This window comes from Streptomyces sp. NPDC024017 (assembly GCF_040638895.1).
GTDB lineage: Bacteria > Actinomycetota > Actinomycetes > Streptomycetales > Streptomycetaceae > Streptomyces.
In genome coordinates, this window is the sequence record NZ_JBEZYZ010000006.1 from 129,482 (window position 1) to 149,431 (window position 19,950).

Consider the following 19,950-nt stretch of genomic DNA (forward strand, 5'->3'; position numbering starts at 1 on the left):
CCCCGCTGGTCTTTAGCGAGAGTAATGAGTTACGCTAAAGAACATGCCGGACCTCAGCCATGGCGACGATGTAGCCGCCGTGAACTCCCTCCGATCCGCGGTGATGCGGCTGTCCCGTCGGCTCAAGCACCAGCGGGTCGACGAATCGCTCAGCCCCACCGAGATGTCGGTGCTGGGCACCCTGTCCCTGTGCGGCAGGGCCACGCCGGGCGAGCTCGCCCGCAAGGAGCACGTCCAGCCGCCGTCGATGACCCGCATCGTGGCGCTGCTGGAGGCCAAGGGACTGGTCCGGCTGGAGCCTCATCCCGAGGACCGGCGCCAGAAGGTCGTCACCCGCACCGAGCAGGCCGAGGCCATGCTCGAGGAGAGCCGCGCCAAGCGGAACGCGTTCCTGGCCACGCTGGTGGAGAACCTCGACGAGGACGAGTGGGCGAAACTCCGCGCCGCCGCCCCCGTGCTGGAGAAGCTCGCGCATCTGTAAGTCGTACTCGCAAGGAGGCGAATTCTTTGAGTTCGGGACCCGGAGCAGCTTCCGCCCCCGCACCTGATCCCCACGATTCCCCGCCCGCCTCCGATGCACCCGCCTCCGACGCACCCGCCGCCCGGCCCGCTCGCAAGTCCTCGATGTTCTCCTCCCTGAAGGTGCGCAACTACCGCCTGTTCTTCATGGGGCAGGTCGTCTCCAACATCGGTACCTGGATGCAGCGCATCGCCCAGGACTGGCTGGTGCTCAGCCTCACCGGCTCCTCCGCCGCCGTCGGCATCACGACCGCGCTGCAGTTCCTGCCGATGCTGCTCTTCGGCCTGTACGGCGGTGTCCTCGTCGACCGGCTGCGCAAGCGGCCCGCGCTCCTCGTGACGCAGTCCTCGATGGCGCTCACGGCGATCGCCCTGGCCGTCCTCACCCTCACCGGTCATGTCCAGGTGTGGCACGTGTACGTCGCCGCGTTCGCCGTCGGTCTCGCCACCGTCGTCGACAACCCGGCCCGGCAGTCCTTCGTCTCCGAGCTGGTCGGCCCGGGGCAGCTGCAGAACGCCGTCAGCCTGAACTCGGCGAACTTCCAGTCCGCCCGCCTGGTCGGCCCCGCCGTCGCGGGCATACTGATCACCGGCGTCGGCACCGGCTACGCCTTTCTGTTCAACGGCCTGTCCTTCATCGCGCCGCTCACCGGCCTGCTGCTGATGCGCGCCCGCGAGCTGCACGTCGTGGAGCGCGCCCCGCGCGCCAAGGGGCAGCTGCGCGAAGGCGTGCGCTACGTCACCGGCCGCCCGGAGCTGATCTGGCCGATCGTCCTGGTCGGCTTCGTCGGCACGTTCGCCTTCAACTTCCCCGTCTACCTGTCGGCCTTCGCGGACGACGTGTTCCACGCGGGGGCGGGCGCGTACAGCATGTTCAACACGCTGATGGCGGTCGGCTCGGTCGCGGGCGCGCTGCTCGCGGCGCGGCGGGGCACGGCCCGGCTGCGGCTGCTGATCGCGGCGGCGCTGGTCTTCGGAACGCTGGAGATCGTGGCGGCCACGACGCCCACCCTGTGGATGTTCGCCCTGCTCATGGTCCCGCTGGGGCTGTTCGGCATGACCGTCAACGTCACGACGAACACCAGCATCCAGATGTCCACGGACCCGGCCATGCGCGGCCGTGTCATGGCCCTCTACATGATGGTCTTCCTCGGTGGCTCGCCGGTCGGCGCCCCGATCGTCGGCTGGATCACCGACACCTACGGCGCCCGGGTCGGCCTCGCGGCCGGCGGCGCGGTGGCCGCGCTCGCCGCGGCGGTGATCGGCCTGATCCTGGCTCGCGTCGGCAACCTCCGGCTGTCGATCGGCTGGCACGGCGGCCATCCCCGGGTGCGCTTCGTGCCCCGGGGGCATCAGGAGGAGCTGGCTCGGGCGGCGTAGGGACGCCGTCAGTCCCGGGGGAACTCGCCGGTCTGGAGGACGAGCCCGACCACGGTGCCCGTCAGGTCGATCTCGTCCCCGAAGTCCAGGCTCAGCTCGCCCCGGTACTCGCCGTCCTTGGGCTTGGTGTGCAGATGCCAGCGGCCGGTGTACGGATCCACGATCAGGTACACCGGCACCCCGGCGACGGCGTAGGCGTCCTTCTTGGGGCCGTAGTCGTTCGCCCCCGTCTTCCTGGAGATCACCTCGGCGACGAACTCGACGTCCTGGTAGCGCCACAGGCCCTTGTCGTTCTTCGCCGCGCCCTCCGTCATCACGGTGATGTCGGAGGCGAAGCCGTTGAGGTGGCCCGGGTAGTCGACACGGACGTCCGACTTCACGCGCTTGCGCGGGTACTTGCCGCGCAGCTGCTCGACGATGTCCAGGATGATGTCCCAGTGGGTGTCCCGCTGAGGCGCCATGAAGATGTTCCCCCCGACGATCTCGACCTTGTAGCCCTCGGGGACCGGCATCGTCTCCACCCACTCGAACATCATGTCGAGGGTGAGTTCACCGCTGCTGTCGGCCATCTCGATCCTGTCTGCAAGGACGGTCATCGCGGCGCTCCTCCCCGGCCGCACCCGCGGATGGAGCCGGCCGCGCGGTACAACGATACGCACGGTGACCTGGACACGTCCGGGTCAGTGGGGCGGGCCTACACCCTCCGAGCCAGCAACTGCCCCGGCCACTCGTTCTCGCCGACCGTGAAGGCCTCGGTCCGCGTGAAGCCGTTGGACTCGTAGTAGCGGACGAGCTTGCCGTCGTCCCCGGCGTAGCAGTCGACGCGCAGGAGGGAGACCCCGGCGCTGCGGGTCTCCTCGGCGGCGTGCGCGAGCAGGGCGCTGCCCACGCCGTGTCCCTTGAAGCGCCGGTCGGAGGCCAGCCAGTGGATGTAGCGCTCGGGTTCGCCGGGCTGCGGGAGGTGGGACAGGTAGGCGCCCGCCGATCCGGTGAGAGTGAGGGTCCCGGCCGGAACACCGTCGACGTCGGCCATGTACACACTGCCCTCCGCCATGTACCGGCCGACCGACTCCACCGTCTTCGGGCTCTGCGACAGGGGCCGCGTCCCCCACTGCCCCGTGCGCCCCTGGGAGACCAGCCACTCCACACAGCTGTCGAGCATGCCGAGTATCGCGGGAATGTCGTCGGGCCCGCCGTCCCGGATGGTGATCCGCATGGCCTCATGATGCCAGGCTTGTCCGCATGAGACTCTTCGCGGCCGTGCTGCCCCCTGACGAGGTGTGTCGTGAACTCGGTGCCGTGGCCGACGAGTTGCGCGAGCTGCCCGGCGCCGACGGCATGCGCTGGACCGGCCGTCCCGGCTGGCACTTCACGCTCGCCTTCTACGGTGAGGTCGACGACGCTCTCGTGCCCGGGCTGTCGGAGCGGCTGGAGCGGGCCGCCCGCCGGACCGAACCGTTCGAGCTGGCCGTGCGGGGCGGGGGCCAGTTCGGGCACGGGAAGGCGCTGTGGGCCGGGGCCGAGGGGGACCTGGCGACCCTCCGTCTCCTGGCCGAGCGGGCCGAGGCCGCGGCGCGCAAGGCGGGGGTGCCGATGGGGGAGCACCGGCGGTACAAGGCGCATCTGACCGTGGCGCGGAGCCGGGAGGCGGGGGATGCGCGGGCGTTCCTGGACACGCTCGCGGGATTCACGGGCCGGACCTGGACCGTGCGGGAGCTCTGCCTGGTGCGGAGCAATCTGCCGACCTCCGGGGTTCCGGGGGAGCAGCCCCGGTACGAGGCGGTCGGGCGCTGGCCGCTCGGGGGCGCCGGTTAGGCTCGGTGCGTGGACCCGAAAACCCGCAACCGGATCATGGCCGGTGTGCTCGTGCTGATGTTTCTCGTCGTCGCCTTGGCCTCCGTGCTCGGGAGGTAGGGCGGCGGGGGGACCGCGGACGTTGTCCTCCGGCTGTGGGCCGGTGGGGGCTGGTCGCGCAGTACCCCGCGCCCCTTGGGGGCGGCGGGGCCCCTGGGCGATGGCTGGTAGGCGGTGGGGGGACTGCCGACGGCTGTTCTTCGACTGCGGGCCGGCGGGGGCTGGTCGCGCAGTTCCCCGCGCCCCTTGGGGCGCGGCGGAGCCGCATGGTGCGGCAGTTCCCGCGCCCCTGAGGGGGTGGGCCTACCAGGCGAAAGCCTCCGGGCTCGGGCCCGGCCCCGGGAAGATCTCGTCCAGGCCGGTCAGGAGCTCCTCGGACAGCTCCAGCTCGGACGCGCGAACCGCGGAGGCGAGCTGCTCGGCGGTGCGCGGGCCGACGATCGGGCCGGTCACGCCGGGGCGGGTGAGCAGCCAGGCCAGGGCGGCCTCGCCGGGCTCGATGCCGTGCTTGTCGAGCAGGTCCTCGTAGGACTGGATCTGCGCGCGGGTGCCGGCGTCGGCGAGCGCGTCGGCCGCACGGCCGGAGGCGCGGCGCTTGCCCTCGACCTCCTTCTTGAGGACACCGCCCAGCAGACCGCCGTGCAGCGGCGACCACGGGATGACACCGAGGCCGTACTCCTGCGCGGCCGGGACGACCTCCATCTCGGCCCGCCGCTCGGCGAGGTTGTACAGGCACTGCTCGCTGACCAGGCCGATGGTCCCGCCGCGCCGGGCGGCGATCTCGTTGGCCTGGGCGATCTTGTAGCCGGGGAAGTTCGACGACCCGACGTAGAGGATCTTTCCCTGCTGGATCAGGACGTCGATCGCCTGCCAGATCTCGTCGAAGGGGGTGTCCCGGTCGATGTGGTGGAACTGGTAGACGTCGATGTAGTCCGTCTGGAGCCGCTTGAGGCTGGCGTCCACGGCCCGCCGGATGTTGACCGCGGAGAGCTTGTCGTGGTTGGGCCAGGCCGGGCCGTCGGCGCCCATGTTGCCGTACACCTTCGTGGCGAGGACGACCTTGTCGCGCCGTCCCTCGCCCTGGGCGAACCAGTTGCCGATGATGCTTTCGGTACGGCCCTTGTTCTCACCCCAGCCGTACACATTGGCGGTGTCGAAGAAGTTGATGCCCGCGTCCAGCGCCGCGTCCATGATGGCGTGGCTGTCGGCCTCGTCGGTCTGCGGACCGAAGTTCATGGTGCCGAGGACGAGCCGGCTGACCTTGAGTCCCGTGCGTCCGAGCTGCGTGTACTTCATGTTGCCCAAGCCAACGTCTTGAAGTGCGCTCCAAGCAAGCTGCCGGTGGGGCTGAGCTACGCCTCGTAAGGACCGGCCAGGTCCCAGCCCTGGTGCATCGCCTCCGCGAAGGCCGCCGCGATCTTGTGCTCGCCGCTCGCGTTGGGGTGGGTGCCGTCGTAGGTGTCGGTGGCGACGTCGTACGACGGCGGGGGCGTGGCCAGGAGGACGGGGGAGCCGGGCTCGTCGAGGTCCGCGGCCGCCTTGGCGAGGAGTTCGTTGAAGCGGGCGACCTCGCCGGCGAAGGCCGCGTCCGACTGGGCGCGCACGTTCGGGGTGACCGGCAGCCACACCATGCCCACCCGCCGGTTCGCCGCCCGTGCCTCGGCCGTGAAGGCCCGGACGTTTTCGGCGGTCTGCTCCGCGTTCGTGTAGAAGCCCAGGTCGATCAGGCCCAGGGAGACCAGGAGCACGTCCGCGCGGCACGACCGCACCGCATCGCCGATCAGCGGCGCCATGTGCTGCCAGCCCTCGCCCCAGCCGGCCAGGTGGGCACGCGGGAAGTCCGGTTCGGCGTACGCGTACGACACCGGGGCTTCGGCGAGCTTGTCGTAGAGCGTCTCGCGCGGGCCGACGAGGGTGAAGGGGCCGCCGTAGGAACGGGACAGGTGCTGCCACAGCCGGTAGCGCCATGTGTGTTCGCCCGTGCTTCCGATCGTCATGGAGTCACCGACGGGCATGAACCTGAGCATCCGCTCATCATGAACGATCAAGTCGCCCGGCGGGATGTGAGTCGGGCCACGCCCCGCTGAACGGGCGAGCGGGATGGCAGGCTTGGGGCATGCGCAGACCGTTCGCCCTTCTTGCCGCGGCCCTCCTCACGGGCGCCCTCGCCGTGCCCGCCTCAGCCGCCGACGGCGACGAGAAGTTCACGATCAGGGACCCGCGCATCACCGAGTCCAGCGGCCTGGCGGCCTCGCGGCAGCACCCCGGCATCTACTGGACGCACAACGACAGCGACGACGGGGCGTACCTCTACGCCGTCGACAGCGCGACGGGCGAGACGGTCGCCACGATCACCATGTCGGGCGTGGGCAGTCCGCGCGACGTCGAGGCCATCTCGATCGGGCCGGACAACCAGATCTACGTCGGCGACATCGGTGACAACCTCGGCGGAAGCTGGCCGTACGTCTGGATCTACCGGCTGCCCGAGCCGAAGAACCTGCGCGACCAGACCATCCGGGCCACGCAGTACGTCGTGAAGTACTCCGACGGCGCGCGGGACGCCGAGTCCCTCGTCGTGCACCCGAAGACCGGCCGTGTCTACATCGTCGACAAGAACGAGAAGGGCGGGCACCTGTACGAGGGCCCGGCCCGGCTCTCTTCCTCCGGGTCGAACACGTTCCGGCCCGTCGCGGCCGTCCCCGACCTGGAGGCCACCGACGCCACGCTCTCCCCGGACGGCGAACACCTCGTCGTACGCAGCTACTTCGGCGCGATCGCGTACGACTGGAACGGCGGGAAGATCAAAAAGAAGCAACGGCTCGGCGTGCCGTTCCTGGGGCAGGGCGAGTCCGTCACCTACACCGCCGACGGCAAGAAGCTGATGTACGGCGCCGAGGGGGCGGACAGTCCTGTGGAGCCGCAGGACGCGCCGGGGGGCGGGGGGTCCGACTCCTCGTCCGGCGGCGGGAGTTCGGCCGCGTCCGACGGCGGGGGAGACGGCCTGAACGGCAACCTCAAGACGGGGGCGATCGCTGCCGGTGTCCTCCTGGTCGTCGTGCTGGGTCTGCGGGGGATGAGACGACGGAGGTAGCGGTCAGCCGCAGGCGGTTCCGGCGGAGCCCGTCTCGGCCGCCCCGCTCAAGGGCGCCCGGCGAACACCGGGCGCCCCTCACCTCTGTGTCACGTAGCCGAGCAGCTCACCCCCGGCACACCCCCGCCCCCAGGCGCGCCCCCGAACCCGAAGCTCGCCGAACCGCCCGGAGACACAGTGCCGTTGTGCGCGGCGTTCACGGCCGTGACGCTCGCGCCGCTCTGGGTGTGCGACGCGTTCCACATGTTCGTGACCTTCTGGGAGCCGCTCCACGTCCACGTCACCTTCCAGGACTTCAGCGGAACCGCGCCCGTGTTGGTCACCTTCACCTCGGCGTTGAAGCCGCCGCCCCAGTCGCTGCCGACGGTGTAGGCGGCGGTGCAGGTGGGCGTGCCGCTGCCGGGATCGCCGGGGTCGCCGGGGCCGGGGCCGCCGGCGTCGAAGCCGGGGGCCTTGACGGACGCCAGGTACGCGTCCTTCGCCGCGTCGACCGTCTGCCAGTCGTCCTTCAGGATGCCGCCGGTGTCACCGGAGTTGGGGTTCCAGGACCAGAACGTCCAGTGGAAGCTGTCGGCTCCGTACGCCGACGTCGAGCGCAGGTACTTCACCAGCTCCGCCAGCCACTTCTGGTCCACCGAGGGCTGGAGCGTCGTACCGAACTCGCCGAGCCACACCGGGGCGATGTTCTGCTTGAAGATGTAGCCCCAGTACTTGTCCCAGATCCCCGGCATGTTGGCGGGGAAGGACGGGTCCGAGAACCAGGACTGCTGCGCCACCGACGTCGCGTAGTCGTGCGCCGAGTAGACCAGCCGGTTGGGGACGTCCAGCTGGACCGGGTGCTGGGCCACGCCCATCAGGTTGCCGCCCCACCAGCCGTTCACGCCGTTGTACGACTGCACGCCCTCGACCATGATCAGCAGCTCGGGGTTGGCCGACAGCACCGCGTTGCCCGCGCGCTGGGCGGCCAGACGCCAGTCGCGGGAGGTGTCGCCGCAGCCCCAGCAGGCCGGGTCGTGGGGCTCGTTGTGCAGGTCGATGCCGACCACGGTGGAGTCGCCCTTGTAGCGCGTCGCCAGGGCCTTGAGGGTGGCGATCCACGTCGACTCGGGGACCGAGGAGGTGTACCAGAGCGCCGACTGCCCGGCCCCGTCCGGGCGGTGCCGGTCCAGGACGATCTTGAGGCCGGACTGGCCCGCGTAGGCCACGATCTTGTCCAGGACCTGGAGGGACGTCAGCCCGCGCAGGTCCGTGTTCTTGCCGTCGTGGTTGATGCTGTCCGGCATGGTGCCTGGCTTGAGGATGTCGTCGCTGTAGGGCATGCGGATGGTGTTGTAGCCCAGCGACTTCATCTGGTCGATCATGCTCTTGTAGTCGCGGGCCCACAGGCCGTGGACGACGTGGTTGGCGGTCTCGAAGCCGAACCAGTTGATGCCGGCGATACGGACGGGCTGACCGGCCGCGTCCAGGATCTGCCGGCCGCTGGTGTGCCAGTAGCCGCCGCCGGCGGCCTCGGCGGCGACATCGGCCCGTGCCGACTGCACACCCGCCAGCGGTAACAGGAGCGCCGCGGCGGCACACAGCGCTCTGCGCAGAGTGCGGAACATGTGGCTGCTTCCTCTCGGGGAGGCACGGCACCCGGAACATTATGGGAGCGCTCCCATAGCGCCGCGCACCTCCCAGAGAACTGACGCAACATGGGCACGTCAAGACTCTGGGAGGTGTGCAATCACCGCGACCGCTAGCGGCTCAGCTTCCTGAACCGCCGTACGGCCAGCGGCAGGAAGATCGCTGTCAGGATCACCGGCCACACCCCGGCCATCAGCAGCGCGTGCTGCTCGACCCACGTGTCGCCGGTGACCGGCGTGCCGAACAGGTCACGGGTCGCCGCCGCCGTGGAGGAGATCGGGTTCCAGACCGCCAGCCAGCCCAGCCAGTCGGGCATGAGCTGCGGTGCGACGAAGACGCTGGAGATCATCGTCAGCGGGAAGGCGACCGCGAACAGGCCGCCCGCCGCCTCGGGGTTCGGCACCAGCAGGCCGAGCCACACGCCGATCCAGATCAGCGCGAACCGCAGCCAGAGCAGCAGCCCGAACGCGGCGAGGAAGCCGAAGCCGCCGTCCGGGCGCCAGCCCATGGCGAACGCGGTGAGCATCATGATGGCCAACTCGGCGCAGGCGACGATCAGATCGGTGATCCCGCGCCCGGCCACCACGGCCGAGGAGGCCATCGGCATGGAGCGGAAGCGGTCGATGACGCCCTTGGTGGAGTCGTAGACCACTACGGTGGCCGTGTTGATGAACCCGAACGCCATGGTCATCACGAACATGCCCGGCATCAGGAAGTCCTTGTAGTCCCCGCCGCCCGGCACCCTCATCGCGCTGCCGAAGACATAGCCGTACATCAGCACGGACAGGATCGGGAAGCCCAGCTGCCAGGCGATGTTGACGGGCTGGCGCTGGTAGTGGGTCAGGCCGCGGCGGACGATGTTCCAGCAGTCGGCGAGCAGCCAGTACGCACCGCCCCGCGTGCTCGGGGTGCTCAGGTCGAGGGCGCTCACGCCGCGGCCTCCTTCTCGGTCCGGTGTCCGGTCAGGCGCAGGAACACGTCGTCGAGGCTGGGCCTGCGCAGCCCGATGTCCTCGACCCCGACGCCCTCGTCCTGGAGGGTCCGCGCCACTTCGGTGAGTGCCGTGACCCGGTCGGTGACCGGCGCGTGCACCCGCAACTCCGTCTCGTCCGCCTCGGGTTCGCCGTCCGTGACCCGGGCGACCACCTTCACTGCCCGCGGAATCTCGGACCGCTCGGTGACCACGACCTCGATGCGGTCGCCGCCGACCAGGTTCTTCAGCCCGTCCGGGGTGTCGTCGGCGATGGCCCGCCCCTGGTCGATGACGGTGATGCGCGAGGCGAGCTTGTCGGCCTCCTCCAGGTACTGCGTGGTCAGCAGCACGGTCGTGCCGCCGGCCACCAATGTCCGTACGGAGTCCCACACTTCGCCCCGGCTGCGGGGGTCGAGCCCGGTCGTGGGCTCGTCGAGGAAGAGGACGGCCGGGGCGAGGATCATCGACGCGGCGAGGTCGAGCCGGCGCCGCATGCCGCCGCTGTACTTGCCCACCCCCCGGTCGGCCGCGTCGGTCAGGTCGAACTGCTCCAGCAGTTCGGTCGCCCGGAGCCCGGCCCGCTTGCCGCCCAGGTGGAACAGGCGGCCGAACATCTCCAGGTTCTGCCGGCCGGTGAGCACCTCGTCGACCGCCGCGTACTGGCCGGTGAGGCCGATCCGGGCCCGCACTTCTCGTGCCTGCCGGACGACGTCCAGCCCGGCGACCGTCGCACCGCCCCCGTCCAGCCGGAGCAGCGTGGACAGGATGCGCACGGCGGTGGTCTTGCCCGCCCCGTTCGGCCCGAGCAGGCCGTGCACCGTGCCCTCGCGCACCTCCAGGTCGAAGCCGTCGAGGGCGTGTTTCTCGCCGTACCTCTTCTCCAGCCCCTCCGCCCGCACCGCGTATCCGTCCATGCCGCCCCTCCCGTGTGCTCGCCCCGCCGGCGCTAACTGAGTACACCGTACCCGATTGCGCGTACGCCGTACCCAGTTTTTCGGCGGGGATCTAAGCTGGGTGCCATGACGAGTGGCACGGGCGGTACGGAGACCAGCGGCAGCGGCGACATCGCCCGCACCCTCGAACTGCTGTGGGACACCGGTCGCCGCCCCACTCGCGGCCCCAAACCGACCCTGACGCTGGACCGGATCGTGGAAGCGGCCATCCAGGTGGCGGACACCGAGGGTCTGGAGGGGCTCTCCATGCGCCGCGTCGCGACCGAGCTCGGCACCGGCACCATGTCGCTGTACCGGTACGTGCCCGGCAAGGGCGAGCTGCTCGACCTCATGCTGGACCGGGTGCAGCGCCCCTCCGAGAACCCGGCCGACCTCGGCGACGGCGGCTGGCGTGCGGCCCTGGAGGCACTGGCCCGCGCCACCCTCGCCCTCTACCGCCGCCACCCCTGGCTGCTCCAGGTCAACCAGACCCGCCCGATCCTCGGCCCCAGTGCCCTCGACGGGATGGAGAAGGTCCTCACCCGGATCCGCCCGATGGGGCTGACCGACCCCGAGCTGGTCTCCGCGATCATCATGATCGACGGATACGTCGTCGGGGCCGCGCGCACGCAGCTCTACGAGCAGGAGGCGGAGCGCCGGACGGGTCTGACGGACGCCGAGTTCTGGCAGGCGCAGGTGCCGGCCCTGGAGAAAGCCATGGCCTCGGGCCGCTACCCGGTGATGGCGTCCCTCGCCGAGGACGCCTTCGGCGCGGAGTTCGACCACTTCGAGTTCGGATTGCAGCGGATCCTGGACGGGTTGGACGTGCTCGTGGCGCAACGAGGCCGCGGATAGGGTCACATGCCATGAACACGGGGGCTGTGGCACACACGATGACGACCGTCCCGCCCGGCCGGGTGACCCTGTCGGACCGGCGGACGCAGCGCACCTGGACGGTCGAGGTCGCGCCGTTTTGCCTGTCGGCGTTCCCGGTCACGCAGGCGTGGTACGCCGAGGTCACCGGCGAGCGTCCGAGCGCGGCCCGGGGTGACCGGCTGCCCGTCGAGGGCGTGTCCTGGTGGGACGCGATCCGGTTCTGCAACGCCCTGTCCCGGCGCGAGGGCCTGACCCCCGCGTACGAGGTGCGGCCCGGCACCGGGGAAGCCGAGTGGGACACCGCCGCCGACGGCTACCGGCTGCCGACCGAGGCCGAGTGGGAACACGCCTGCCGCGCCGGCAGCACCGGCCCCCGCCACGGCCCGCTCGACGAGATCGCCTGGTACCGCGGCAACTCCGGGGACGGCATCCACCCCGTGGGCGGCCGGCAGCCCAACGCCTGGGGCCTGTACGACATGCTGGGCAACGTCTGGGACTGGTGCTGGGACCTCTACGACGCCGAGGTCTACGGCACCTACCGCGTCCTGCGGGGCGGCGGCTGGTCCGACGAGCACTGGAGCTGCCGCGCCTCGGTGCGCCGCCGCAGCCATCCCACGTTCCGGATCGACGACGTGGGGTTCAGGGTGGCGCGCTCGGCCCCGGGTGATGCGTAGCTCTCGCCGTAGCCGAGCTCTCGCCGCCGCTGACGGCGGGGAGTCAGCGGTATGAGGCGACCAGGCGCGCCAGATGCCGCCCAGCGGCCTCCAGCGGCGCTTCGTCGCGGGCCACTTGGGCGGCGAGTTCGGCGCCTTCCAGTGTGGCGATCACCGTGTGGGACAGGTCCTCGGCGTCCGGGGCGGTGAAGCCGGCGGCGACCAGCTTCTCGGCGACGACCGAGCGCCAGCGGGCGAACGCCTCGGCCGCCGCCCGCTGGATGCCGGGGGCGCCGGCCGCCGTGCCCACGACGGTGGAGGTGACCGGGCAGCCGTCGAGCCAGTCGGAGTCGCGCAGCCCTTGGGCGAGGGAGGCGGCGAGCGCGAGCAGGGCCTTCTCCGGTTCCGGCTCCGCGTCGAGCGTCTCGCGCAGCAGCTCGGTGAACTCCTCGTCGCCGAGCCGTACGGCGGCCGTGCCGAGCTCCTGCTTGCCACCCGGGAAGAAGTGGTAGACCGAGCCGAGCGTCGCCCCGGCCTCGCGGGAGATCTGCTTGATGCCGGTGCCTTCGTAGCCCTGGCGCTGCATCAGGCGGGAGGCCGTATGGACGATCCGTTCGCGAGTGCCGACGGTTTCGAGGTCGTGCGGGGCTTTGGTCTTCACGCCACCACTGTACCGAGCTAGAGCGATCGTTCTAGACGTTGTGCTAGGTTCCCTTCTAGATAGAGCGTTAGTTCTAGTCGCTCGCTGTCTGGTGCTCGTCGTCCGTCGTTCTGTCATCCGTCGTTGAGCCGTCCAGTGATCCTCGGGGAGATTTACGTGAGTCCGTCCGCTGTGAGTACGCCGTCCGTGACCGTCATCGGGCTCGGCCCCATGGGCCGCGCCATGGCAGGCGCCTACCTGAAGGCCGGCTACCGGGTCACCGTCTGGAACCGCACCGCGAGCCGCGCCGACGACCTGGTGACCAGGGGCGCGGTGCGCGCCGCCACCGTCGAGGAGGCGCTGGCGGCGGGCGAGGTGGTGGTGCTGAGCCTCACCGACTACGCATCGATGTACACCGTCCTGGAGCCCGCAGCCCCGGCGCTGAAGGGCCGCGTCCTGGTCAACCTCAGTTCGGACACCCCGGACAGGGCCCGTGAGGGTGCCGTCTGGGCGGCCGGGCACGGGGCGCGCCACCTCACCGGGGGTGTGCAGACGCCGCCGTCCGGCATCGGCTCGCCGGAGTTCGACACCTTCTACAGCGGCCCCCGGGACCTCTTCGAGGAGTACGAGGACGTCCTGAAGGTCCTCACGGGCACCGACTACCGCGGTGAGGACCCGGGCCTGGCCGCCCTGTACTACCAGCTCCAGATGGACCTGTTCTGGACGACCCTGACCGCCTGGCTGCACATGCTGGCGCTGGCGGACGCCAACGGCATCAAGCCCTCCGAGATCATGCCGTACGCGGCCGGGACGCTGGGCGGGATGGGCCAGTTCCTCGACTTCTACACGCCGCGGATCGAGGAGGGGCGGCACGCCGGTGACGTCGAGCGGATCTCGATGGCGGTGGCCAGCATGGACCACGTCGTGCACACCACCCGCGACTCGGGCGTGGATCCGGCGCTGCCGGCCGCGGTGCTGGAGTCGTTCCGGCGCGCGGCGGCGGAGGGTTACGAAGAGGACAGCCTGACGCGGCTGTTCGAGGTGTTCGGCAGGGGCGCGGCCGCCTGAGCACGAGCGAGGGCGCCCCGCACACGCGGGGCGCCCTCGGTCACGTACGCGCGAAGGTCAGAGCTTCTCGATCACGTAGTCGACGCACTTCGTGAGCGCCTCGATGTCCGCCGGGTCGATCGCCGGGAACATCGCCACGCGCAGCTGGTTGCGGCCGAGCTTGCGGTAGGGCTCGGTGTCGACGATGCCGTTGGCGCGCAGCACCTTGGCGACGGCGGCGGCGTCGACCTCGTCCGTGAAGTCGATCGTGCCGATGACCTGCGAGCGCTTGGCCGGGTCGGTGACGAACGGGTTGGCGTACTTGATGTCCTCGGCCCAGCCGTAGAGGGTGCGGGCGGAGGTGGCCGTGCGCCGGACCGACCAGTCGAGGCCGCCCTGGCCGTTGATCCACTCCAGCTGCTGGTTGAGCAGGAAGAGGGTCGCGAGGGCCGGGGTGTTGTACGTCTGGTTCTTGCGGGAGTTGTCGATCGCCGTCGGCAGCGAGAAGAACTCCGGGACGTGGCGGCCGGACGCGTGGATGCGCTCGGCGCGCTCGATCGCGGCCGGGGAGAAGACGCCGATCCACAGGCCGCCGTCGGAGGCGAAGGACTTCTGCGGGGCGAAGTAGTAGACGTCGGTCTCGCTGACGTCGACGGGCAGGCCGCCGGCGCCGGAGGTGGCGTCCACGAGCACCAGGGCGCCCTCGTCGGCACCGGCCACCCGCTTGATCGGCATGGCGACACCGGTCGAGGTCTCGTTGTGGGTGAAGGCGTAGACGTCCACGCCCGCCTCGGCGACCGCCTCGGGGTGGGTGCCCGGGTCGGAGGAGATGACGTCCGGCTCGGCGAGCCACGGCGCGAGCTTGGCGGCCTTGGCGAACTTGGAGGAGAACTCGCCGAAGCTGAGGTGCTGCGACTTGTTCTCGATCAGGCCGTGCGTCGCGACGTCCCAGAACGCGGTCGAGCCGCCGTTGCCGAGGATCACCTCGTAGCCGTCGGGGAGCTGGAACAGCTCACTGATGCCCTCGCGCACCTTGCCGACCAGGTTCTTCACAGGAGCCTGGCGGTGGGAGGTGCCCATGAGGGAGGTGCCGGTGGCGGCGAGGGCGTCCAGCGCCTCTGTCCGCACCTTGGAGGGACCCGCGCCGAAACGTCCGTCGGCGGGCTTGATGTCAGCGGGAATCTGGATCTCAGCCACGCAGGGGAGCGTAGCCGTTTCCGGAAACGCGGGCGAAACGTCGTCCGTCGGGTGAGACGGTGTCCGGTGGCCGGTCAGCCGAGCGACGGACCGGGCCAGACGGCCGAGGCGTCGTCGCGGTGCGGGGCGGGCAGCCGGACCGGGCGGACGGGTACGGGACGGACGCCGTCCTCGGTGGTGGCCGTCCAGGGGGCGGGGCGGCCGGAGTAGCACAGGGTCGTGAGGACGAAGACGCCGTCGGCGTAGACCTCGACGTACTCGCCGACGGTGAGGATGCGCAGCGAGGCGGCGGGCTCCGGCAGGAGGGTCTCGCCGAGCGGGACGCCGTCGGGGCCGGTGACCCGGAGGTTCTTGCCGTCGCAGGCGACCGTGAGCGCGGGCCGGTCCGCGTCGGAGACATGCGTGCGCAGGGTGATCTCGGTGCGGCCGCGGAGGCCGATGTCGCCGACCGCGTGCAGGGGGGCGTCGTACGTCTCCTCGCCGAGCCAGGGGTCGAGGCCCGGCCACCATTCCAGGCGGGGCGCCGCGTCCTCGGGTACGACGAGGGACTTGGGCTGGGCGAGCATGCCGCGGCAGCGGTCGCCGGTGTCGGTGAGGCCGACGCGGCGCGGGGTGGTGTGCAGCACGACGCGGGAGCCGTCGGGGGCGGCGACGACGCGCGGGGCGTACGCGCCCGTCGGGCCGAGCGGGCCGCGGCGGGTCCACGGGCCGCGCAGGCGCGGGGCGGTCCACGCCTCGAAGCCCCGGGTGGCGCCGATGGAGCCGAGCAGCAACCAGCTGCCGTCGTCGAGGCGTTCGAGGACCGGGCACTCCAGCTCGTCGACGTCGCCGGGGGAGATGAGCGGCGGGTGGACGGTCCAGTGCTCCAGGTCGTCGGAGGTGGCCCAGGCGACGCAGCCGCTGACCTCGACCGGGAGGGAGGCGTCGGCGGCGCAGATCACCATGACCCAGCCGTCGGATTCGTCGTCGCGTACGACGAAGGGGTCGCGCCAGCCCATGCGTTCGCCCGTGCGGTACCAGCGTCCGTCCGCCTCGACGACCGGTCCCGTGCCGTGGCGGCGCCAGCCGGTGCCGTCGGTGCGGTCGGAGTGGGCCAGGCCGACCGACTGCAGGGGCCAGCCGTCCGGGGTGAGCCCGGAGACCGCGGTGTAGAGCATCGCCATGCCGGCGCGGTGTGGGAAGGCGTGCATGGTCCACACCGCCTGCTGGTCGAAGCGGCCCGGCAGGCCGTTGCCGAAGGCCGTGCCCTGCGGCTCCCAGTGGACCAGGTCGGCGGAGGTGGCCCGGCCGTAGGAGGTCTCCATGCGCAGGTGGTCGAACTCGGCCGTCCACGGGCCCTGCAGGTGCAGCACCGTGTAGGTGCCGTCCGCGTGGCGCAGGAGGTCGAAGTCGTTCACGCAGAGGCCGGGCGGCGCGTATCGCATGGACAGGTCCTGTCTGCCGACAGCGGCACTCAAACGCGTGCGCTGTGTTCTGGCTGGCGGGGGTTTCTCTGAGAGTCAGCCGAAGTAAATCTGAACGCAAACGCTTGCGCAACAACGGAGGCGGGTTTACGGTCTCGTCACTCCCCCTCACGCCGACGTGCTTCCGGGCCACAGACCCGCGGCGTGCACCCGATCAAGGAGCGTCCCGTGACGGTCAGCATCACCGATGTCGCAGAGGCCACCGGGGTCTCGGCGTCCACCGTGTCCCGCGCCCTGCGTGGCCGTCCCGGAGTGTCGGAGGAGATGCGGGCCAGGATCGTCGCGGCCGCCGCCGAGCTGGGCTACACCGCCTCCCGCTCGGCCTCCAGCCTGGCCAGCGGTCGCACCCACACCATCGGCGTCGTCGTCCCGTACGTCGGCCGCTGGTTCTTCGGCACCGTGCTGGACGCGGCGGAGAAGGTCTTCAGCGCCGCCGGCTACGACGTCCTGCTGTACAACCTCGGCTCACCGGAGGCGCGCAAGCGCTTCTTCACCAACCTGCCGATCCGCAAGCGGGTCGACGCCGTGCTGTCCCTGCTGATCCCGGACCCGGACGAGGCCGCCGCCCTGAGGTCCCTCGGCGTGCCGCTGGCGACCACGGTCGGCGGCGCCCGGCCCGGCTTCACGGTGGTCGGCATCGACGACCGGGGCGGGGCGGAGAGCGCCGTACGGCATCTGGTGAACCTCGGCCACCGTCGCATCGGCATGATCTCCGGGGCCAGCGAGCCGCTGCACTGGACCACGCCCCTCGACCGCCGGCAGGGCTATCTGGACGTGCTGACCGACGCCGGGGTCGAGCCCGACCCCGCCCTGGAGGCGGACGGCGGATACACGGTCGGGGGCGGTGAGCGGGCCATGACCGAGCTGCTGGCGCTGCGTCACCCGCCGACCGCCGTGTTCGCCCAGTCCGACGAGATGGCGATGGGCGCGCTGCGTGCCCTGCGCCGGCACCGGCTGAGGGTTCCGGAAGACGTGTCCGTCGTCGGCTTCGACGATCACGAGCTGTCCGAGGTGGTCGGTCTGACCACGGTGGCCCAGCCGGTCGCGGCCCAGGGCCAGGAGGCGGCCCGGCTGCTGCTGGCGCAGCTGGACGATCCGGACGCGGGGCCGCCGCGCCCCGTCGAGATGCCCATTCGCTTCATCCTCCGCGAGACCACCGCTCCGCCGCCCAGCGGCCGGCCGCGGTAACCGAACCACTCCCCTCAACCGCCCGACACCGAAGGGCCGTTCCTGTCCCCGGCCCCGACAGTCCGCGCACCCATCCATCCCCGCACGGAGGCACCACCATGATCACCGGTCACAGAAGGCACCGTCGTACGGCCCTGACCGCCCTCGCTCTGCTGCCCCTGGCCGCGCTGGCCGCCTGTGGCGGGGGCGGCGGCAGCGACACCTCCGCCGAGGAGGGCAGCGGCAAGGGCACCATCAGCGTCTGGGCCCACCAGGGCCAGGCGAGCGAGACGGCCGCGCTGCAGAACGCGGTGAAGTCCTTCAACTCCTCGCAGAACGACGTCAAGGCCGAGCTGAAGCTGATCCCCGAGAAGGACTACACGAAGACCATCACCGCCACCGACGCGTCCGAACTGCCGGACGTGCTGGAGTTCGACGGCCCGACGATGGCGAACTTCGTCTACAACAGCAAGCTCGCCCCGGTCGACGGTCACGTCTCCGCCAAGACCCTCGGCAACGCCACCGACGCGATCAAGGCGCAGGGCGAGATCGGCGGCAAGCACTACGGCCTGGGCATGTTCGACGCCGGGCTCGGCTTGTACGCCAACAAGAAGCTGCTGGACGCGGCCGGTGTGAAGTACCCGAAGAGCGTGGACGACGCCTGGACGGCCGAGGAGTTCGGCAAGGCCCTCAAGGCGCTGAAGGGCAAGGACTCCGACGGCAAGGTCCTCGACATATCGGAGCAGTACGGCCTGGCCTCCGAGTGGGGCACCTTCGGCTTCTCCCCGATCGTCTGGTCGGCCGGCGGCGCCCTGCTGAAGGACGGCAAGGCGGAGGGCGCCCTCGACAGCCCGAAGGTCGTCTCCGCGCTGAAGACCTTCCAGTCCTGGAAGACGTACGTCGACCCCAACACCGACGGCAACGCCTTCGCCAAGGGGAAGGCGGCGCTGAGCTGGGTCGGCCACTGGAACTACCCCGCCTACAGCGAGGCCCTCGGCGACGACCTCGCCGTCCTGCCGCTGCCGGACTTCGGCAACGGCCCCAAGACCGGGCAGGGTTCGTGGGCCTGGGGCATCGGCGCCGACAGCAAGAACGGCAAGGCCGCGGGCACCTTCCTGGACTACCTCCTGAACGACGCCAACGTGGGCGCGATGACGAAGGCCAACGGCGCGGTGCCCGCCACCAAGTCCGCCCTCGCCAAGAGCGAGCTGTACAAGAAGGGCGGCCCGCTCCAGCTCTTCGCCGACCAGCTCGCCCGGCCCTGCGGCGACAGCGACATCAACGCCTCCTGCGTCGCCGTCACCCGCCCGGTGACCGCCGGATACCCGACGATCACCGCCAAGTTCAACACGGCCCTGAACTCGATCTACGGCGGCGCCGACCCGGAGGAAGCCCTGCAGAAGGCGGCCCGCGCCATCGACCGGGACTTCACCGACAACGCCGGCTACGAGATCCCGTAACCCCGCAGGACGCATCGGCCGGAGCGGGCCGTCGGCGACGTACCGACCGCGCCCGCCCCGCCGGGAAGAGGACCCTCCCGTGAAAACCGTGGAACCCGCGCACGGCGCGGCCCCAGACCGGGCGCAGGCCGTCTCGCCCGCGCCCTCCGCGAAGCCCCCGCGTCCGTCGCGCGGCAACCGCGACCGGCTGCACGGGCTGCTGATGTCCGCCCCGGCCGTCGGCGGGCTGATCGCCTTCGTCGGCATCCCGTTCGGCTACGCCGTGGTGCTCTCCTTCTACAACGTCCGCCTGGGCTCGCCGCTGGAGCCCACCTTCTTCGGCGTGGAGCACTACCGGCGGCTGTTCACCGACCCCGACCTGTCCGGCCCGTTCCTGCGTGCGCTGCTGAACAACCTGACCTTCGCCGCGGTCGTCGTACCGCTCCAGACGGGCCTTGCGCTGGCGCTGGCGATCCTGCTCAACCGCAAGCTGAAGGCCATCGGCCTGTTCCGGTCCTTCTTCTTCATGCCGGTGGTCTTCCCGATGGCGCTGGTCGCCGTGATCTGGCGGCTGATCCTCGCCCGCAGCGAGCAGGGCATGCTCAACTCCCTGCTGGACACGGTGAGTTTCGGAAACTGGGGTGCCTTCGACTGGCTCGGCGACGGCCTCACCGCGATGGGCTCGATCATCGTGCTGTCGGTGTGGCAGGGCGTCGGCTTCCAGATGGTCATCCTGCTGGCCGGCCTCCAGCAGATCCCGGGCGAGCTCTACGAGGCCTCCGAGCTGGACCGTGCCTCGCGCTGGCAGCAGTTCCGGCACGTCACCCTGCCCGGCATCCGCGGCACCCTCGTCTTCGTCGCGATGCTGACCTCGGTGCTGTCCTTCCGGGTCTTCGACCAGGTGTACATCCTCATCCGCGGCGGCGGTCTGGACGAGGACGCCACCCGGACGGTGATGTACCAGGCCGTCACCACGGCCTTCGACCAGAACGACATCGGCCAGGCCTCGGCCGTCACGGTGGTGTTCTTCCTGATCGTCGTCGCCCTGACGATCGTCCAGCGCCGCGTCGTCCGGCCCGACAACGAGGACTGA

Annotated in this window: 20 protein-coding genes; 10 read left to right on the forward strand and 10 right to left on the reverse strand. The window is 70.8% G+C overall.

Going from position 1 to position 19,950, the window contains the following annotated elements:
- Window positions 1–43: 43 nt before the first annotated feature.
- Window positions 44–481 carry a MarR family transcriptional regulator gene (locus tag AB0G20_RS17670; protein ID WP_030849396.1) on the forward strand — a complete coding sequence of 146 codons (438 nt, stop codon included), beginning with the start codon at window positions 44–46 and terminating at the stop codon, window positions 479–481.
- 26 nt (window positions 482–507) lie between these two features.
- Window positions 508–1,899, forward strand: a complete 1,392-nt coding sequence (locus AB0G20_RS17675; protein ID WP_361302800.1) for an MFS transporter — start codon at window positions 508–510, stop codon at window positions 1,897–1,899.
- Between the two features lie 8 nt (window positions 1,900–1,907).
- Here the strand turns inward: AB0G20_RS17675 and AB0G20_RS17680 are convergent, their stop codons facing one another.
- Both AB0G20_RS17680 and AB0G20_RS17685 read right to left on the reverse strand, forming a co-directional pair.
- Entirely contained in the window at window positions 1,908–2,495 is a 588-nt protein-coding gene (locus AB0G20_RS17680; protein ID WP_361302803.1) for a Uma2 family endonuclease, read from the reverse strand.
- A 98-nt stretch (window positions 2,496–2,593) separates the two neighbouring features.
- Window positions 2,594–3,115: a GNAT family N-acetyltransferase gene (locus tag AB0G20_RS17685; RefSeq protein WP_361302806.1), complete on the reverse strand. Its 522-nt coding sequence runs from the start codon at window positions 3,113–3,115 to the stop codon at window positions 2,594–2,596.
- A 26-nt stretch (window positions 3,116–3,141) separates the two neighbouring features.
- Between AB0G20_RS17685 and thpR the strand changes: the two genes are divergently transcribed.
- A complete protein-coding gene (gene thpR, locus AB0G20_RS17690; protein ID WP_361302809.1) occupies window positions 3,142–3,714 on the forward strand; it encodes an RNA 2',3'-cyclic phosphodiesterase in 573 nt (190 codons plus the stop codon).
- 342 nt (window positions 3,715–4,056) lie between these two features.
- On the opposite strand, the gene AB0G20_RS17695 is transcribed toward thpR, so the two are convergent.
- Together AB0G20_RS17695 and AB0G20_RS17700 are read right to left on the reverse strand one after the other, a co-directional pair.
- Complete coding sequence (locus AB0G20_RS17695; RefSeq protein WP_361302812.1) at window positions 4,057–5,049, reverse strand: aldo/keto reductase; 993 nt, start codon at window positions 5,047–5,049, stop codon at window positions 4,057–4,059.
- A 56-nt stretch (window positions 5,050–5,105) separates the two neighbouring features.
- Window positions 5,106–5,780, reverse strand: a complete 675-nt coding sequence (locus tag AB0G20_RS17700; protein ID WP_361302815.1) for an SGNH/GDSL hydrolase family protein — start codon at window positions 5,778–5,780, stop codon at window positions 5,106–5,108.
- 89 nt (window positions 5,781–5,869) lie between these two features.
- On the opposite strand from AB0G20_RS17700, the gene AB0G20_RS17705 reads away from it, so the two are divergent.
- Window positions 5,870–6,844 (forward strand): WD40 repeat domain-containing protein, encoded by a 975-nt coding sequence (locus AB0G20_RS17705; RefSeq protein ID WP_361302818.1) that lies wholly within the window; start codon window positions 5,870–5,872, stop codon window positions 6,842–6,844.
- Between the two features lie 89 nt (window positions 6,845–6,933).
- Here AB0G20_RS17705 and AB0G20_RS17710 read toward each other — a convergent pair whose 3' ends face one another.
- The 3 genes from AB0G20_RS17710 to AB0G20_RS17720 form a co-directional block, all read right to left on the reverse strand.
- The gene (locus AB0G20_RS17710; protein WP_361302821.1) at window positions 6,934–8,448 is read right to left on the reverse strand and encodes a cellulase family glycosylhydrolase; all 1,515 of its coding nucleotides are present in this window, start codon (window positions 8,446–8,448) and stop codon (window positions 6,934–6,936) included.
- A 134-nt stretch (window positions 8,449–8,582) separates the two neighbouring features.
- Window positions 8,583–9,401: an ABC transporter permease gene (locus AB0G20_RS17715; protein ID WP_361302824.1), complete on the reverse strand. Its 819-nt coding sequence runs from the start codon at window positions 9,399–9,401 to the stop codon at window positions 8,583–8,585.
- On the reverse strand, window positions 9,398–10,357 hold the full coding sequence (locus AB0G20_RS17720; protein WP_361302827.1) for an ATP-binding cassette domain-containing protein: 960 nt from the start codon (window positions 10,355–10,357) through the stop codon (window positions 9,398–9,400). Before AB0G20_RS17720 ends, AB0G20_RS17715 begins: the two co-directional genes overlap by 4 nt.
- Window positions 10,358–10,462: 105 nt before the next feature.
- On the opposite strand from AB0G20_RS17720, the gene AB0G20_RS17725 reads away from it, so the two are divergent.
- Window positions 10,463–11,230 (forward strand): TetR/AcrR family transcriptional regulator, encoded by a 768-nt coding sequence (locus AB0G20_RS17725; RefSeq protein WP_361302830.1) that lies wholly within the window; start codon window positions 10,463–10,465, stop codon window positions 11,228–11,230.
- 38 nt (window positions 11,231–11,268) lie between these two features.
- Window positions 11,269–11,925: a formylglycine-generating enzyme family protein gene (locus tag AB0G20_RS17730; protein WP_361303828.1), complete on the forward strand. Its 657-nt coding sequence runs from the start codon at window positions 11,269–11,271 to the stop codon at window positions 11,923–11,925.
- A 43-nt stretch (window positions 11,926–11,968) separates the two neighbouring features.
- On the opposite strand, the gene AB0G20_RS17735 is transcribed toward AB0G20_RS17730, so the two are convergent.
- Window positions 11,969–12,565, reverse strand: coding sequence for a TetR/AcrR family transcriptional regulator (locus AB0G20_RS17735; RefSeq protein WP_361302833.1), 597 nt, complete (start codon window positions 12,563–12,565; stop codon window positions 11,969–11,971).
- 171 nt (window positions 12,566–12,736) lie between these two features.
- On the opposite strand from AB0G20_RS17735, the gene AB0G20_RS17740 reads away from it, so the two are divergent.
- Window positions 12,737–13,612 carry an NAD(P)-binding domain-containing protein gene (locus AB0G20_RS17740; RefSeq protein WP_361303831.1) on the forward strand — a complete coding sequence of 292 codons (876 nt, stop codon included), beginning with the start codon at window positions 12,737–12,739 and terminating at the stop codon, window positions 13,610–13,612.
- Between the two features lie 57 nt (window positions 13,613–13,669).
- Here the strand turns inward: AB0G20_RS17740 and serC are convergent, their stop codons facing one another.
- Together serC and AB0G20_RS17750 are read right to left on the reverse strand one after the other, a co-directional pair.
- Window positions 13,670–14,788: a phosphoserine transaminase gene (gene serC / locus AB0G20_RS17745; protein ID WP_361302836.1), complete on the reverse strand. Its 1,119-nt coding sequence runs from the start codon at window positions 14,786–14,788 to the stop codon at window positions 13,670–13,672.
- Between the two features lie 74 nt (window positions 14,789–14,862).
- Entirely contained in the window at window positions 14,863–16,212 is a 1,350-nt protein-coding gene (locus tag AB0G20_RS17750; RefSeq protein ID WP_361302839.1) for a mucin-1, read from the reverse strand.
- 207 nt (window positions 16,213–16,419) lie between these two features.
- Between AB0G20_RS17750 and AB0G20_RS17755 the strand changes: the two genes are divergently transcribed.
- The 3 genes from AB0G20_RS17755 (at window position 16,420) to AB0G20_RS17765 (ending at window position 19,950) form a co-directional block, all read left to right on the forward strand.
- Window positions 16,420–17,439, forward strand: coding sequence for a LacI family DNA-binding transcriptional regulator (locus tag AB0G20_RS17755; RefSeq protein WP_361302842.1), 1,020 nt, complete (start codon window positions 16,420–16,422; stop codon window positions 17,437–17,439).
- Window positions 17,440–17,537: 98 nt separating this feature from the next.
- A complete protein-coding gene (locus AB0G20_RS17760; protein ID WP_361302845.1) occupies window positions 17,538–18,878 on the forward strand; it encodes a sugar ABC transporter substrate-binding protein in 1,341 nt (446 codons plus the stop codon).
- 79 nt (window positions 18,879–18,957) lie between these two features.
- Complete coding sequence (locus AB0G20_RS17765; protein WP_361302848.1) at window positions 18,958–19,950, forward strand: sugar ABC transporter permease; 993 nt, start codon at window positions 18,958–18,960, stop codon at window positions 19,948–19,950.